Here is a 16,681-nt window from a genome sequence, read left to right as displayed (position 1 = left end):
TCGTGGCTCGGCGATGGGGGTGTCGATTCGGCACCCCCGTGAAAGACCTCCGGTTGTGCCGAATCGACACCACCGTGGTGGCGCAAATCTTCCACCATCACGAAGCCCGAGCCCCGGGATTGCAGGCGGTGTCAACTTGCCACCACCGTACGAGGACTCGGCCATCCAAACTTTGGGAGGCCGGACGGTTCCGTCAATTTGGCGGCACCGTGGACGACTCGGATAAGCGCGTTGGACGGCGCGCTCCCGCCCTTCGCTGACGGTCCCGGAAAATTGCCGGGACCGTCGCATCGGACCCTGAAGCGGTCGCCTCCGCACCTCGTGGCGCTGTGCACGATCGCCTCGCGCTGTCCGGTCGTGCTGCCAGTTCGCGTCCGCAAACGGATGAGTCTCTGAGGTCGTCGTAGAGCGCTCGGCTGCACTGATCGGCTTAACGACGCCCATGCGTCACCATCGCTCCGCGGCCATGCACGGCGCTCCCGAACCACCGTGGCCACTGTGCCCGACCGTCTCGGCCGCTCCTCTGCGCCCCCGGCCCAGACGCTCGCGCCACGCGCATCTCCTCGATTCATTCATGGACGTATGCCACCGCGGGTGGGGCGTGCGCACCGCCCTCATGAGACGACTCGTGAGGAGGCCCGGGGTGAAGGGCGGTGTGATCCTGTTCCGTGGTATCGGCGCGGCCGCGCGCCGATACCTGGAGTCGGACAGGTCGACCGCGGACGAGTACTACCTGGAGGGCGGCACCGCGCTCGCGGAGTTCACTGCCACCGACTCCGCGGGAGAGGTCATCGAGGCGCGGACGCTCGACCCGGTGCAGTACGCCGCGTGGGTGGACTGGACGGACCCGATCAGCGGCACATCGATGGGAACCCCGCGCGGCGCGGGCGAGGGGATGCGGGGTTCGCCCCGGTTTGCGGAGATGGTGGTCAACGCCCCGAAATCCCTCTCCATCGCCGCCGCCCTGCACCCGGAGGTCTCCGACGCGCTCGACGCCGCGCAACAGGATGCGGCGGCGGAGATTCGACGCTGGCTCGCCCAGCACTCGGTCACCCGAATCGGGCCTCGGCACGCACGGGAGGTCGTGCCGGTGCAGCAGCTGCAGAGCGTCTCGGTCGCGCACAAGACGAGCCGTGCGGGTGACCCGCATCGGCACATCCACTTTCAAATCGGCACCCGCGTCTACGCCGCGGGGACGTGGCGCGGCCTGGACACCGCAGCCTTGTTAAAGCAGCAGGGAGCCATCCGCGCCCTCGGCACCGCGATCATCGCCGCGCACCCGCAGCTTGCGGCCGTACTCGACAAGCACGGGCTCACGCTCGACCCGGTGACGGGAGAGGTCGCGGAGCTGGAGCCGCTCAACGCGGCCCTTTCGAAGCGCAGTGCGCAGGTCGAACGCAATCTCGCCACCTTCGAGGCCGAGTGGGTAGCTGCGCATCCCGGCGAGGAACCGGGGCCGGTCGTGCGGGCGCGGCTGAAAGCGAAGGCGTGGGAGCACGAACGCCCGCGGAAGAAGCCCACGGTGCTCGGCAGCGAGGCCGGTTGGCGCGCGGAGCTCGAAGACGCCGGCTACAGCCCGGATGCACCACGGGCGCACAGGCCTGCACTGGTCGCGCTCGACGAACTGCGCATCGAGGAAGTCGCATCTCGTGCACTTGACCGTGCGGCGGCGGGTGCATCGGCGTGGACGGCGCACACGCTGCGCGAGCACGTCACCCGCATCACCACCGAGCACGGCGTGCAAGCCACACCCGAGGAGCTGCGAGAGTTCGTACAACTGGCGACGCAGCTCGCAGCATCGGATTGCCTCTCCGTCCTCCCACCCGGTGCGCCGAAGCTGGAGCACGTCGCGCATCTGACGTCGCTGCGCGTCGTCGCTGCCGAGACGGAGCTGCGCGACCTGCTCACCGCACGTGCGGAGAAGTCCAACCAGCGCATCCCGGACATCCACGAGCTTGCGGTGCAGACGGGCCTGGATGCTGACCAGGAGCGAGCGGCCGCAGTCGTCGCATCCGCCAACCCGCTCGTCGTGATCGAAGGCGCCGCGGGGTCGGGTAAGACGACGATGCTCAAGACGGCCATCGAAGCCGCAGCAGCTGAGGGCCATGGGCTGCGGGTCGTCACGCCGACGAAGAAGGCCGCCGACGTCGCTGCCCAGGACCTCGGCATCCCGACCGACTCCGTGGCAGCGCTCGTCTATGCACACGGGTTCCGGTGGAACAGCGACGGTGTGTGGACACGCCTGCGGCCCGGTGATGCCGATCCCGAAACCGGAAGCACCTACCGGGGGCCGGTGCAGGAGGCGCGTCTCGCGCGAGGTGAGCGGATCGTCGTCGACGAGGCAGGGATGCTCGACCAGGACTCCGCCCTCGCCCTGTTGCAAGTCGCGGACGAGACCGGGGCGACTGTCGCGCTCGTCGGAGACCGGGCGCAACTCGCCGCGGTCGGGCGCGGAGGCGTTCTCGACATCGCCACCCAACTCACCCCAGCAGTCGTCGATATGACGAGACTGCACCGCTTCACCGACCCCGCGTATGCGGCACTCACGCTCGAGCTGCGGCATGCCCGCAACCCCACCGCGATCTTCGATCGGCTGAACGAGCACGGACTGATCATCCTGCACGACACCGATGAGGACGTGCAGGCGGCCATCGCCACGACGACGAGTACAGCGGATGCGATCACCGCGGCGACGAACGACGAGGCCCGGTCCCTGAACGAACGCATCCGCGCCGAGAGGGTCGACCGCGGCAAGATCGACGACGGGCGGACGGTGTTCGGCAGCGACGGGCTGCCCATCGGCGCCGGGGACGTGATCCAGACCCGCCGCAACGAGTCCACGCTCGGCGTTGCCAACCGGCAGACCTGGACCGTGCAGCACGTCGGCGACGACGGTGCGCTGAGCGTCGTCGAAACCGGCAACGGCCGTAAGCAGCAGCGCACCGTGACCTTGCCCGCGGAGTACGTGACCGAGGACGCGCACCTGGCCTACGCGGTCACCGCCTACGGCGTCCAGGGCGCGACCGTGAACGCGGCACACACGTTCCTCTCCGACGCTATCGATGCGGCAGGTGTCTACGTCGGCATGACTCGCGGGCGCGAGACGAACAGGCTGCACATCGTCGCCAGCGATCTCGCAGACGCGAAACAGCAGTTCGTCGATGCGCTCGCCCGAGACCGCGCCGACCGCGGCCTGGAAGACGCCACCGAACGCGCCCGTGAGGCCGTCGCGAACCTCGTCGCAGACGGGCCCATGTCCATCGTGAGCGCGGAGCGTGACCGGATCATCGAGCGGATCTCGAAGGCTGACGCGGAGCGAGAGCACTGGGCGTCGGCAGCCGCCAGATTGCACGACCAGTCCGAACGACACGAGGCCGAGTACGAGCCGCAGCGCGCGCTCGCAGAAGCCGCAGATGCGAAGGCCGCTGCGGTACTCGCGGACGTTGTGGAGTCGCTGACACAGCAAGCAATTGCGGACGGCGCCACGTTCCTGGCTGCGCGGCAGAACGCCATCGCGGCACGCCGGGTCAAGGAAAGCGCGTCTCGGTTCCGCAAGCGCTCTGCCACCCGCACCGCGAACAACGCCGACGCCCGCCGTGCGGAGACAGAGCGGGTCGTGCGCGACCGGTGGCACAGCGTCCCCCGCAGCGAGAGCAATCTGCCTGCGTGGTCCGAGTCAGTCGCCCAGCACGAAGCCGGCCACGTGCCCGCGGTCGTCGAAGCACGCGCGGAAGCCACGCAGGACCGGCAGATCGTCAGTGAGGCCCGCGCAAGGCAGTTGCGGGAGCACATGGCGCTGTACGAGCGCGTCCTCGGGAACCGGCGTCCGAGCGCGATTGCCGCGCGGGTGAAGGCCCTGCGCGAGCAGGCGGCGCAGGACCGCCGCTACCTCACCCAGCTTGATGCGCTTCCACCAGATGAAGCGTTGCAGCTCGTCCACAGGCGTGCAGCGCAAGCCGAGGCGGAGCGCCTCGTCGCCGAGGAAGCACGCAGAGGGGTGGAAGCGCGCGCGAAGCAGCTCGACGCTCCGAGATATGAACGGAATCGAGATCGTCCCCCACACCGTGACGGGCTTTCACTGTAATCATCGGTGCCGGAACTGCGCTGTACAAAACTAAACCGGGATAAACCGGCCAAAAGCTGGTTCCGCCGATAGGCTCTGAGGTATGACTTCGATCGAACTCGTCAAGCCGGTGCCCTTGTGAGCGAGCCCTGGTTGTCTGCCGATGACATCGCCGCTCACCTGGGCGTCACCAAGGAGACGGTCTACGCCTGGATCGCCGACACGGGGATGCCCGCTCACAAGGTGGGCCGCCTCTGGAAGTTCCAGGTCAGCGAGGTCGATGAGTGGGTGCGCTCGGGGGGAGCCTCGTCGGCGGCCGACTGAGCGATGTCGGAGGTCGGGCGTAGCCTGGAGGACTTTCGCGCGTGAGACCGAGCGGCGGAGCAGATGAGGGGAGGACAGCGCGCATGAGCAGCTTCAGAATCGGGTCAGTGAGTGTCGACGTGCTCGAGGGCGAGCACGCGATTGCGGTCGTCCCGCCGAGCCAGTGGCACGGCGATAGGCAGGAACGCCCGGCGCACGCCGTGCTCGCCAACCTCAGGGCCGATGACGGTCTCCGTGCACAGGTCTCGCTGGTCCGGTGGGATGACAGTGACGAGGTCTCGCTCGGCTTCGCCGAGCTGCTCGCAGGACCGTCGGACTATGAGCGGCTGGAGGACGCCGGAGCGATCTCGCCGAAACTCGTCGACGACAAGCTGGTCGCGCGCATTCGTGCGCTGCGCTACGGGAAGACCGGGCGGGCGACCGGCGCGGCGGTCGAGTGGGCGCAGATCAGCGAGTGGGCTGGCGGTGACGCGCAGGCATTGCTTGCTGACCTCGGTGCGACGCGCACGGGCGCATACGGCGTGCTGCTACCGAGCGCGACGCGCTTCAAGACCGAGCCGGCCATCGAGGTGCCCGTCGCTGATCCGTCAGCGTTGTTCGCTGTCTACGCGCTCACGCGCGTCGTGCCGATCATGACCGGCTACGGCAAGGAATCGGTCGAAAGCCCGAACGCATGAGCGGCGTCGACGTCTCCATCGCGCTGCCCGAGGACGAGACGCCTGGCGAACTCATCAAGGGCTACTTCACCCTCATGCGCGCATTCGGGTGGGATCTCTACGTCACGAGCCACTTCGCGCTGCGCGAGTCATTGGGGCCGCAGTGGTTCGCGGCCCGGATCAGCGAGCTGAAGGACTCGGACCCGAAGAACTGGCGACCCAACCACCGCTTCGAGCCGCAAGACCCCGGTGTGATCCTCCGCGACTACATTCACGAGCAGGACTCGCCGTATCTGAGCGTGTTCGGCGGACAGTTCCAGAAGCAGACCGCTGCGAAGAAGATCCTCGCCACCAGGAACACGTGGTTCCACTTCGGTGACGATCCGACGACCGCCCAGCTCGAAGAGGCTGCGAAGGTCGTGCGCGGATTCGTACAGTCCAGCGACATGCACATCGCCGGACGCATCGACGCGCTGATCGAGCGCCTGAGCGACCTGCGCATCGGACGCTATCCCGCGGATGCCGTGCCGAGTGCGTCAGCGACGGTTCCTGCCGTCGCCGAGCCCGCACCGCTCGATGCGCCGGAGGACTTGCCGCGACCGAGCATCGGCGGCACCTGGGTCGGTCCCATCCCGGAGTTGCGCTATCGCATGACTCGCGCGGGCGACGTCGTACACCCTGACACGATGGAATCCGTGCGTTCCAGGGTCACCGGCGACTTCGCCGACAAGGTGCGTGCCTGGACCGCCGTCGAGCCGCGGGGGCGTGAGCTGTGGATCGACCGCGACGGGGCCGTGGGCGGGTTCATCGGGGCAACCCCACGACTGCTCGGCTACCTCGGCCCCGACCCGGAGGGCGATATCGCCCGCGGGTTCTTCACGCCGCACTTCTATGCCGTCGACGGCGACGAGATCGCCGACGTCGACACGGGAGAGCGCCGTAAGACACCGTTGGCACAGGGGCTCGCGGACGGCGCGATGCTTCGGGTGACGACCTACGGCGATGTGCTGCTGGTCGGGGACGACGGCACTATCGAACGGGTGGCGACGGTGACGCCAGCCGAGTGGTTTCCAGGGCACCTGGGTTGAGCATGGAGAAGGCAGGGAACGTGTCGGCATTGCAGCTTGACGGGTCGAGCACGGTCGCGTGGGCGGATGCGCCAGCGGGCGCGGCCGACGCCATCGTCGTCCTCGGCCGGGATGACGCCGGGGCAGGAGCGATCCAGGTGGGTGTCGCCCGCCTGGTCGCGCGGCCGACGAAGGGCGTGCTCGATGACCTGTGGAAGTCGCGCGGCACGCGGGCTCCGATGGGCTTCATCGTCGCAGCCGTCACGCCGGACGGCGTATGGATTCACTACCCGTCCGCGGACGCTCCGCCCATCGGCCCCATCACGGTCGGCCAGGCGGAGCGACAGCTCCAGTCCGTGCTGGAGGAGGGGAACGGGCTTGCCGCCCACGGGCGCATTCGCGCCATCCAGGAGGCGATGTCCTCGGCGGGCACGGACGGCTTCTCCAACCACTTCCTGTTTGCCACCTATCACCTGAACCGCGATGTGCCTCGCCGCCCGGATTGGGAGTCGGCAGGCCAGAAGGCGACGCCGATCCTGCCCAAGCGCGGCATCGAGCTGGTCACCGCGCTCGGGTTCGACGCCGAGCCCGCGGGATCGGAGCGGTTGCTCGTCCTGCGCACCTCCAGTGGCCCTCGCCGCGCCGTCGCGGTGCTGCTGCGTGACGACGAGCACTTCGATCAGAAGTCCACGACGTACCAGCTCACGCCCGTCGCCAAGGCACTGGAGATCGCTGGCCGCGAGGACGTGCCGTGGGTGATCGCGCTGCGCAAGTCCACCCTGCGGCTCTACCCCGGACGCGACGGCGTGGGCGTCGGCCAGCGCGGGCAGTCCGAGACCTACTTCGAGCTGGACCTCGATCTGCTCGCGCCCGAGCAGGCCGCGCTGCTCACGCTGATCTTCTCCGCCGACGCGCTTGACGCGGGCGGCTCTGCGCAGCAGATCCTCGACGGCTCGGGCAGGTACGCCGCCGATCTCGGCACGCGGCTGCGCGACCGTGTGTACGAAGGCGTGGTGCCTCGAGTCGCGCTCGCCATCGCCGATCAGCTCCCGGCACTCGGGCTCGCGCTCGACGCTCAGGGTCTTCAGATGGCGTACCGCCTGACGATGCGTGTCCTGTTCCGGCTGCTCTTCCAGGCGTACGGGGAGGCGACCGAGCTGCTGCCCGCGGGGCGAAACGATCACTACGACGCCAACTCGCTCCAGGCGTTCATCACGCGCGAGATCGGCACCGGCCCCGACCAGTTCTCCACTGAGTCAGCGGCGATCTGGTCGGATCTCACGCAGGTATGGGAGGTGATCTTCCACGGCAACTCCCGCTGGGAGGTGCCCGCCTACGGCGGCAGCCTGTTCGACCCGGCTACCGAAGAGGGCGCGCTGCTGTCGCGCGTCAAGCTCACTGACAGTGTGATCGGCCCTGCCCTCCAGGAACTCCTCAGCGAGGAGACCGTCGACCAGACCTGGGGGCCGGTCGACTTCCGCAGCCTCCAGGTGCGCGAGTTCGGCACCATCTACGAGGGCCTCCTGGAATCCAGCCTCTCGCTCGCCGAGCAGGACCTCACCGTCGACCGGAACGGCGCCTACGTTCCCGCGCAGGATGGCGATGAGGTCGTCGTGCCCGCGGGTCGCCCGTACTTCCACTCCGCCTCGGGGGAGCGCAAGGCGACCGGCTCGTACTACACCCCGAAGATCGTGGTGGACCACCTCATTGAGCGGTCGGTCGAACCCGCGCTGAAGGCCCACCTCGACCGGATCAAGACGCTCATGGACGAGGGTAAGGAACGCCAGGCCGCCCACGCTTTCTTCGACTTCCGTGTCGCCGACCTGGCGATGGGCTCCGCGCACTTCCTGGTCGCCGCCGTGGACAAGATCGAGCGCGGTATGCGCGACTTCCTCACCGCGACCGAGGTGCCCGGCGTCCGCGCCGAACTCGCTCGCCTCGCGGAGAAGGCGCGTGAGGCGCTCGGGCAAGACACGGAGGGCGCGAAGGCCATCACCGACGGCCAGCTTCTTCGCCGTCAGGTGGCACGTCGCTGCATCTACGGCCTCGACATCAACCCGCTCGCCGTCGAACTGTCGCAGCTCGCGCTCTGGATTCACACCTTCGTGCCCGGCCTGCCGATGTCGAGCCTCGACCACGGCCTCGTCCTTGCCAACTCCCTCACCGGCATCGGCACCATCGATGAGGCGATGGATGCTCTGAAGGCTGACGGTCTGTTCGAGCAGATCATCCGCGAGCCGCTGACGGCCGCACGTGACCTTCTCGTCGACTACGCAAACGCATCCGAAGCCGACAAGTCCGAAGTCGCTGCCGGTGCGGAGATGCTGGCGAAGGCACTCGACGCGGCTGCCCCGGCCAAGGCGATCTTCGATGTCGCCGTGGCCAAGCGCCTCGGCGTGACGATTGACGAAGCGTGGGACGCCGAGCAGTTCGCCGCACTCGCAGCGATGCGGGAGGTGCGTGAGGCTGTCGAACCGCTCCGGCCCGCTCACATGCCGTTCCTGTTCCCCGAGGTATTCCTCAGAGAGCGGCCCGGCTTCGATGTGCTGGTGGGGAATCCGCCGTGGGAAGAGGTGATGGTCGAGGAGCCGAAGTTCTGGTTGCGCGTGCGCCCCGGTCTGCTCGGGCTGAAGCCTGCCGCGCTCAAGGCAGAGATCGCGCGCCTCCGCTCTGAACGATCCGACCTGTTGCCAGAGTTGCAGCGCGAAATCGACGCGGTCGACGCGCTTCGAAAGGTCCTATTGGCTGGTCCGTATCCGGGGCTCGGCACTGGCGATGTGGATCTCTATCAGGCGTTCGCATGGCGCTTCTGGCACCTGCTTCGAGATGGCGGTGCTCTCTCCTTCATCACGCCACGATCGCTGATGAACGCAGCCGGGAACGGATCGTGGCGTGCTGACGTGATGCCGAAGGCAATCACCGAGGTCGTGACACTGACGAACAGCGCGAACTGGGTATTTGAGAATGTCGATGGCCGATACTCGTTCGCTCTGAGCGCGATTCGCCGCGACGACGAGACCGGTGGGGTCGTGCGCCTCGCGGGGCCGTTCTACAACGAGCGAGAGTTTTTGGCGGGGCGGGATACCCTCGGCGTGCTCGACTTCGCCGCTCTCACAACTGCCAGCGCGACCGCGGCGCTTCCCAACTTGCCCGACTCGACGAGCGTGGAAGTCTTCGCCCGCCTCCGCAAAGCACCTCGACTCGATGCGAAGCGGCCCGGATGGGACTTCCGGCCGGTGGCCGAGTTCCACGCGACGAATGACCGTTCCACTTTTGATGACGGCCCGCAAGCTCCTGGCAAGCTGCCAGTGCGCGGTGGTGCTGGCTTCGATCTCTGGACGCCGGAGACGGCGGAGGTGTACGCCTGGGCGGACCCGAGCAAGGTCGAGGCCGCGCTCCAGGCGAAGCGTCAGCGACAGATCGGGCTGAAGTCGTCGGCGTTCTACGGGAAATCAACGACCTGGGCGGGCGACCCGGCAACGCTTCCCCTACACCGCCCGCGTATTGCCTTCCGTGATGTCACGAACGCGACCAACACTCGAACGTCGATCGCGGCGCTCGTGCCGCCTGAGACCGTGTTGGTGAACAGCGCTCCGTATGCTTTCCGTGCAGACGGCGACGCGCGAGCGGAAGCCTATCTGCTGGGTCTGCTGTCGTCGATTCCGCTCGACTGGTACGCCCGGAAGTATGTGGAACTCCACATGAACCTTCACATCTTTAACGGTCTCCCTATCCACGAGTACGTCCCGGGGAGGCTGCTGGGCGACCGCGTAGTGAAGGTTGCCGGTCGCCTCGCGGCAGTAGACGAACGGTACAAGACCTGGGCCGACGAGGTTGGAGTCGAGGTCGCGACGGCCAACGACGAACCGACGAAGACGGAGCTGATTGCGGAACTCGACGCACTTGTCTCGCTCCTCTACGGCTTGACGCAGGAGCAGGTCGAGCATGTCTTTGCCACGTTCCATCGCGGCTGGGACTACACCGCGCGGCTGGAGCGTGTCCTCGCGTACTACGAGCAGTGGAAGGACGCGGCATGACCGAGCAGCTTCCCGTCTTTGCGACGAACCGGATCGCGCCGCCGATGACGGTGCGCGAGGAGGTGCGTCGGCTATTCCGGGTCAACCGTGAGGCGCTTGCGGTGCCGCCGAGCGCGGCGATTGCGACGGCCTACATCAATCCGGCGGGCTTCTTGCTGCTTGCCGATGAGCTGGAGAAGCTGCCTCGCATCCGCATCCTGCTCGGGGCCGACCCGGTGCCCGATCCGCTGCTGCCGGTGGATGCCGACGCGACGCTCCAGAAGCGACTCGATGCGGCACTGACCGACCATGTGCGCTGGCTGAAGGCGGAGCGCGACGCGCTCGGGTTCGAGCTTAGGGCTACGCAGTCGGCGCAGCGGCTCGTGGCGTGGCTGCGTGCCGCCGACGAGCGCGGTGAGCCGATTGTGGAGATCCGCCGATACACGGGCGGGTTCCTGCACGGCAAAGCGTTCATCAGCCACCACCCGACGCATCCCGCGTATCTCGCGGGGTCGTCGAACCTGACCTTCGCCGGGCTCACCCGCAACGCCGAGCTGAACGTCGGCGCGTCTGGGCAGCACGGGTCGACGCCGCAGGTGATCGACTGGTTCGAGGAGTGCTGGGCCGACTCCGAAGCCTTCGACCTGGCGGGTCTGTACGAGCCGCTGTGGGCCGAGCACACCCCGTGGAGCGTCTTCCTCCGCATGCTGCTGGCTCGCTACGGTGAGCACCTCGACGACGAGCAGGCCGGTCCCACGCGCTTCGAGCTGACCCGGTTCCAGGCCGACGGCGTGAAGCGGATGAGGCGGCTGCTGGAGGAGATCGGCGGCGTGCTGGTGGCCGACGAAGTGGGTCTTGGTAAGACCTTCCTCGCGCTCGAAGTGATCGCCGCAGCCACCGAGCAGCAGCGGCAGCGTGTGCTCGTCGCAGCTCCCGCTGCGCTGAAGGCCTCGGTGTGGGATCCGGTGCTGGAGCGGTATGACGTCTCCCGCCGCGTCTCGGTGCACTCCTATGAGGAGATTCGCAGCCGCATGGACCCGGAGCATCCGGAACATCTCGGGTTCTACGAACGCGCCGAGGATGCCGCGCTGGTGATCGTGGATGAAGCCCACAACTTGCGGAACGCGGGAGCGGCGCGCTCGGAGGCGCTGGATCGGATCATCCTCGCGGGGCGGCACCCGAAGAAGGTCGTGCTGCTGACCGCGACGCCGGTGAACAACTCGCTCATCGACCTGGAGACCCTGGTCAAGTACTTCATCCGCGACGATGCGCGCTTCGCTTCCATCGGCATCCCGTCGATCCGCAAGTACATCCGCGACGCGCAGGCGCTCGACCCGGAGGCGCTGACGCCCGCGCACCTGTTCGACCTGATGGATCAGGTCGCGGTGCGACGCACCAGGAAATTCGTCAAGGACAACTACCGCGGCGAGACGATCGTCGGGCCGGGAGGCAAGAAGATCCCGGTCGAGTTCCCCGATGCCGACGTGCGTCGCGTGGACTATCAGCTCGATGAGCCGGGTGAAGCATTGGTCGATGCGGTCACCTACGCGCTCGACATCCCCGAGGATGAGGCGCATGTCGCGTCGTTCAGCGTGCGCCGCAGCGACCCAGGGCGGCTCCTGCTTGCCCGGTACGTTCCCAGTAGGTATCTGAAGACCGAGGACCTAAACAAGACCGAGGTCTCGAACATGGGGCTGCTGCGCTCCGCCTTGCTCAAGCGCCTCGAATCCTCCCCGACTGCGTTGGCCGGCACGCTCGGCGTGCTCATCCAGACGCACGAGGCATTCCTCTCGGCGCTCGGGAAAGGCACGGTGCTCGTCGGCGGCGCGCTGCGGGACTATGTGAACTCCGAGTCGGAAGACCTTGACGAGATCATCGCCGGTCTCGACGAAGACGATGAGCATCAGGCCACGGCTGCCGGCCTGTACGACGCGGAGCTGCTGGAATCGGATGTCGAGCGTGATCTCGTGCTGATTCGTCACCTCCAGTCGCTCGCCGAGGCGGCCGCGCACGACGGCGAGCCGAAGGTGACGGCGCTGCTCGCCGAGTTGGAGCGAATCGCGGCCGAGGCTGAGAAGCCTGCGGTGACGAACGCCCCCAGCGGAGACCGGCGGAAAGTCATCGTGTTCTCCACGTACGCCGACACGATTCGCGATCTGCACGAGCGACTCGTTGACGCGCTGGCCGCGGTTCCTGATGGCTCGCCGCTCGCGGCGTACCGTGGCCGGGTCGCGCCCGCGGTGATCGGCGAGTTCGCCTCAGGTAAGCGCGGCGGCATCGACCAGCCCACTCGCGCGAAGGCGGTCGCCAATTTCGCGCCCCGCACTGCGGGCCAGCTCCGCGACGATGGCACTCCCATCGAGGCAGACCTCTACGACATCCTGCTGACGACCGACGTGCTCGCCGAAGGCGTGAACCTCCAGCAGGCCGCCCACATCGTCAACTACGACCTGCCGTGGAACCCGATGCGCATCGTGCAGCGCCACGGTCGCGTTGACCGCATCGGCAGCCAGCACAAGTCCATCGAACTCGACGTGTTCTTCCCAGCCGAGCACCTCGACGAGTTCCTCGGGCTGGAGCAGACCCTGATCCGCAAGCTCCGGCAGGCGGACGCTGCCATCGGTGCGGGCAAGGTGCTTCCGGGCGTCTCGCACTACCCGCCGCAGGAGCACTACGACCCCGACGCCATCGTCGGCGAGATCGAGGAACTCATCGACCAGGGCGGTGGCTCGGCGGCGGGATCGGGCGAGGAGTACCGGCGACGGCTCGCCAACGCGCTCGACGCTGACCAGGCGCTCCGTGGACGGCTCCAAGATCTGCCCTACGGCATCGGCAGCGGGTTCGTGAACCCAGCTGTTTCCGGCCGCTCCTTCGTGTTCTGCATGAAGATGGGCGAGACCGGCCACATCTGGTTCCGCAACGTGAACGCCGACGACGCCTGGCAGCCCGTTGCAGACGAAGACGGCCGAGTCGTGGTCGACGACACCCTGATCTCGCTCGTCACCGCCGACCCCGGCAAGCCCGACCGCCCGCGCTCGCTGCCCGACGAAGCGTTCCGCGCCGCCTACGAGGCATGGGCCATCGCGCAGGAGGACGCGCACGACGAGTGGATGCGTTCCACCGACCCGAACGCCCTCGCCGCCGAGATCCCCGCATCCTTCCGCGACGCGCGAGAGGTCATCCTCAACAAGGGCGGCCACCTCGGCGCCGCACAGCTCCAGACCATCAAGCGCCTCAACACCGTGCCTACCGCCAAGGCGAGGAAGGCCATGCGGGCCGCACTGCGGACCCCAGGCAAGCCCGAGGCTGTTGTCGACGCGATCATCCACGTGCTCGACGGGTTCGGCATCCAGCCCGCCGAGAAGGTCGAACCGCTCCCGCCCATCGCACTGGATGACGTGCGCCTCATCGCCTGGATGGCGGTCGAGGGAACGAAGACGGAGCACACCCCTGTTCCGGGCGCTGTGGAGCAGTAGCCAATGCATCTCAAGCGGATTCGGATCGAGGGGTACCGTGCGTCGGCCGCTGCGTCGATTACTTGCGAGCTGAGCGGGCGGTTCTCGCTCATCCTCGGGGCAAACGGTGCGGGGAAGACCACGATCAACGAGGGCATCGCGCTCGCGCATCCGCGCCGGTTCCCGAGCTTGCCGCCCATCGACGCAAATGCACTCGGAAACCCACCGCGATCGGTGCAGGTTGAGTACGCCTACGAGGCGGAAGAGTCCGATGAGGGTGCCTTTGGCCGGTTCAGGAAGCGGCAGGGGCTTGGTGCGCCCAAGTGGAGCAGGCCTCTCGAACGATCCCTTGGACGAGTACGGGCCGGGACTTCATTGGAGTCCGCGAGCGAGTACGAGGGCATTCGTCTGGTTCATCTCCCGGCGCTTCGCAATCCGGTTGATGACTTGTCTCGCAGGGATGCGCGAATTCTCCTGGAACTGTTGCGCGCCGATGAGCGACGCCATCCCGAGACTGGTGGGCTGCGAGCCCTCCGCGGACAGGCTGCGGCCATGCTCAGCGCGATCACCTCACACCAGCTCGTCAGGAACGTTGAGGACCGTATCGCGCAGAACCTTCGGACGATCAGTGGCGGCGTCCAGGCACATCATGCCTTCGTCGGGACGCAGCAGGTAGACGACGCATACTTGGCCCGAGTTTTCGAGCTGCTCTTGGCGATACTTCCAGAACGGGGTGCTGCGAAGCGGTTGGAGGCTTCAAGTCTCGGCTACGTCAATTTGCTGCACATCGCCGTCACCCTGGCGGGTATCCCGGACGCGGGCACGATACCCCTCCCAGGCAGTGAGATCGCCGGGACCGAGAGCGATCTCCCGCAAGATCCGGTTGCCGATGCACGAGAACGGCTGGCCGCAGCAGACGCGTCGGCCGACGCGGACGCCGATTCGTTCTACCCGCAGCTCTTCCACGCGACCGTGCTCATCGAGGAGCCGGAAGCGCACCTCCATCCGCAGTTGCAGTTCGGGCTGATCCGCTACCTGCGCAAGCTCGTGCAAGAGCGCCCCGACATTCAGGTGATCGTTACCACGCACTCGCCGGAGCTTGCGGCTGCCTGCGAGCCCGAAGAACTCGTCATCGTCCGCCGCGACGCAGACGGCACAAGCGTCGCCCGACGTATGGCGGACGTTCCCTTGCCCAGCGCGCTGAAGAAGCGGCTGTTCCAGCAGACGCGGCTCCACCTCGACGCGACACGTTCATCAGCGCTGTTCGGAGACCGAGTGCTCGTGGTCGAAGGAGTCACGGAAGCAACCTTGCTCCGCATACTCGGCCACGCATGGGCCGGAGACGACGAGCTCCGAACCGGATCTGTCGATTCGCTTGCGATCCTCCCCCTCGGCCACAAGATCGGTGAATGGCCCATCCGGTTGCTTGCGACCCCCGGCCACGAGTTGGTAACCAGGATCGCCGCTCTCGCGGACACCGACCGCCGAGGTGATCCACTTCCCGACCCCAGCCCGCCCGCCTGGCACGGCCAGCTCGACAGCGCCTCCGCCCGGTTCTTCTGGTCAAGACCGACTCTGGAACCGTCGCTTGTAGCAGGCAACGAGGTGATCGTGGCTCAAGCGTTCGATGAAGCGGGGGCGACGAAGCCGAATCCCATCACTGCACAGACTGTCGATGCCGCGTTCAGGGCACAGCCGGGAGCGAAGGGCGAATTCGCGCTCGCGCTCGCCCGAATTATGGACGCTAGCCCTGCAACCGTCGCGGTGCCCCTGCACATCGTTGAGATGTTCGACTGGCTCTATGGGGCTCCGGCGTCCCAGAGTGACGAAGCCGCCGACCCAGACGGATGGTGAGGCTTACCCCTGAGCAGGCGCTCGCAGCAGCAGCTCAGGACCGCCTAGTCAATATTGTGTCCGCGCCAGGCAGCGGGAAGACGACCGTTGCCGCCGAGCGGTTCGGCTATCAGCGGCATCTCGCGGGTGACGAACGAGGAGTGCTCGGCCTGAGCTTCAACCGGGCGGCTGTTGCTGAGCTGCGTGCCCGGATCAGTGCGCGATGGGGCGGCGGCGCAATCTCGCCTCCCCACAGAGTGATGACCTTCGATCACTTGCATGTCGAGCTGCTGCACCGATTGCTCGACGCTGGACTCGTCAACTGGCCGACTGGCCTGCGCGAACTCGACGTTCGAGACGACTACCGGGGCACCGCCGGGTTTCGCTTCCTCGCACCTCCCAGCAACTTCCTACGAGTCGCTGTCCTTGATGGACAGCGAAACGTAGTCTCCCGCGGTCGCCGAGTAGAGCAGCCAACGACCGGGATCGGAAATGTCGCAGCGCATGACGCGCTGCTCAGTGCCGGCATCGTCAGTCACGACGACGTGCGCAACATTCTGCTGTCTGCGATGCAAGTCGATGAACTGAGCGAGTTCGCGGCGACGTGGCTGGCGGAGAACTACCGCGCGCTCGTCATTGACGAGGTGTACGACGCTGCCTTCTTGGACCTCAAGGTCGCCCACCTTGCGGCTGAAGCTGGCCTGGACGTGACATTGATCGGCGACCCTTGGCAGGCGCTCTACAAGTGGCGCGGCGCAACACCGGATGAGGTGCAGCGTCTCCTAGGGGCGACGACGGAGAGGTTCGTCGAGTACCAGCAGCCGCAGTCCTTCAGATTCGTTGGCGATCAAATGCCTGAGCTGGCAAGGGCGCTCAGAAACGGCGAGCCCGTGAGTCTGCCCAGTAGTGGGACGAGTGAGCAGGTCGACGTGGCGCTTGCGCGCACCTGGCGACCGCTGTGGTCCGCCGGAGACAACATCCTTCCCTTGTCGTTCCGCACGATCGAGAATGCGACTGATGCCGCACTCAATCTGTTGTTGGATGTCGTGACGCGTGGGCGTCTCGGAGTGTCGTCGTTCGGGCGAGAGGCAGCGATCGCCAGTAGTGCCCCATAAAGTGGTGTAGCCCGCGGTGGCCGGCTCGTCGCTTCCGACGTAGGCGCGGTCACCGTGTGATCCTTCGAGGAAACTCTCACATCCCACTCGAAAGGCATCATCACGATGACCGCACTTCATATTGTCGACCCTGCGAGCGTGCTCGCTGAAGC

At 67.0% G+C, this 16,681-nt stretch carries 8 protein-coding genes; all 8 read left to right on the top strand.

Translation table 11 applies throughout. The features are described 5' to 3' along the window. Nucleotides 1-643 precede the first annotated feature (643 nt). The 8 genes from mobF to ACTICP_RS06410 all read left to right on the top strand — a co-directional run bounded on the left by mobF (nt 644) and on the right by ACTICP_RS06410 (nt 16,529). Nucleotides 644-4,084 (top strand): MobF family relaxase, encoded by a 3,441-nt coding sequence (mobF, locus tag ACTICP_RS06445; protein ID WP_441890663.1) that lies wholly within the window; start codon nt 644-646, stop codon nt 4,082-4,084. A gap of 117 nt (nt 4,085-4,201) precedes the next feature. Beyond that, nucleotides 4,202-4,387 (top strand): helix-turn-helix domain-containing protein, encoded by a 186-nt coding sequence (locus ACTICP_RS06440; RefSeq protein WP_441890661.1) that lies wholly within the window; start codon nt 4,202-4,204, stop codon nt 4,385-4,387. 83 nt (nt 4,388-4,470) lie between these two features. Then, nucleotides 4,471-5,064 carry a hypothetical protein gene (locus ACTICP_RS06435; protein WP_441890659.1) on the top strand — a complete coding sequence of 198 codons (594 nt, stop codon included), beginning with the start codon at nt 4,471-4,473 and terminating at the stop codon, nt 5,062-5,064. Then, on the top strand, nt 5,061-6,131 hold the full coding sequence (locus ACTICP_RS06430) for a hypothetical protein (RefSeq protein ID WP_441890657.1): 1,071 nt from the start codon (nt 5,061-5,063) through the stop codon (nt 6,129-6,131). Before ACTICP_RS06435 ends, ACTICP_RS06430 begins: the two co-directional genes overlap by 4 nt. A 20-nt stretch (nt 6,132-6,151) precedes the next feature. Then, nucleotides 6,152-10,147, top strand: coding sequence for an Eco57I restriction-modification methylase domain-containing protein (locus ACTICP_RS06425; protein ID WP_441890655.1), 3,996 nt, complete (start codon nt 6,152-6,154; stop codon nt 10,145-10,147). Then, on the top strand, nt 10,144-13,602 hold the full coding sequence (locus tag ACTICP_RS06420) for an SNF2-related protein (protein WP_441890653.1): 3,459 nt from the start codon (nt 10,144-10,146) through the stop codon (nt 13,600-13,602). The genes ACTICP_RS06425 and ACTICP_RS06420 overlap by 4 nt, the downstream gene beginning before the upstream one ends. A 3-nt stretch (nt 13,603-13,605) precedes the next feature. After that, the gene (locus tag ACTICP_RS06415) at nt 13,606-15,435 is read left to right on the top strand and encodes an ATP-dependent nuclease (RefSeq protein ID WP_441890651.1); all 1,830 of its coding nucleotides are present in this window, start codon (nt 13,606-13,608) and stop codon (nt 15,433-15,435) included. Further along, the gene (locus ACTICP_RS06410) at nt 15,432-16,529 is read left to right on the top strand and encodes a UvrD-helicase domain-containing protein (protein WP_441890649.1); all 1,098 of its coding nucleotides are present in this window, start codon (nt 15,432-15,434) and stop codon (nt 16,527-16,529) included. Before ACTICP_RS06415 ends, ACTICP_RS06410 begins: the two co-directional genes overlap by 4 nt. The last annotated feature ends 152 nt before the right edge of the window (nt 16,530-16,681 follow it).

Source organism: Microbacterium sp. (assembly GCF_052102115.1).
Classification (GTDB): Bacteria; Actinomycetota; Actinomycetes; order Actinomycetales; family Microbacteriaceae; genus Microbacterium.
The sequence above is the reverse complement of the archived record's forward strand: the minus strand, read 5'-3'. Positions and strand labels throughout refer to the sequence as shown.

Coding starts and splice junctions, on each gene's coding strand:
- ACTICP_RS06435 (WP_441890659.1), top strand. CDS start 4,471: ATGAGCAGCTTCAGAATCGGGTCAGTGAGTGTCGACGTGCTCGAGGGC.
- ACTICP_RS06430 (WP_441890657.1), top strand. CDS start 5,061: ATGAGCGGCGTCGACGTCTCCATCGCGCTGCCCGAGGACGAGACGCCT.
- ACTICP_RS06420 (WP_441890653.1), top strand. CDS start 10,144: ATGACCGAGCAGCTTCCCGTCTTTGCGACGAACCGGATCGCGCCGCCG.
- ACTICP_RS06415 (WP_441890651.1), top strand. CDS start 13,606: ATGCATCTCAAGCGGATTCGGATCGAGGGGTACCGTGCGTCGGCCGCT.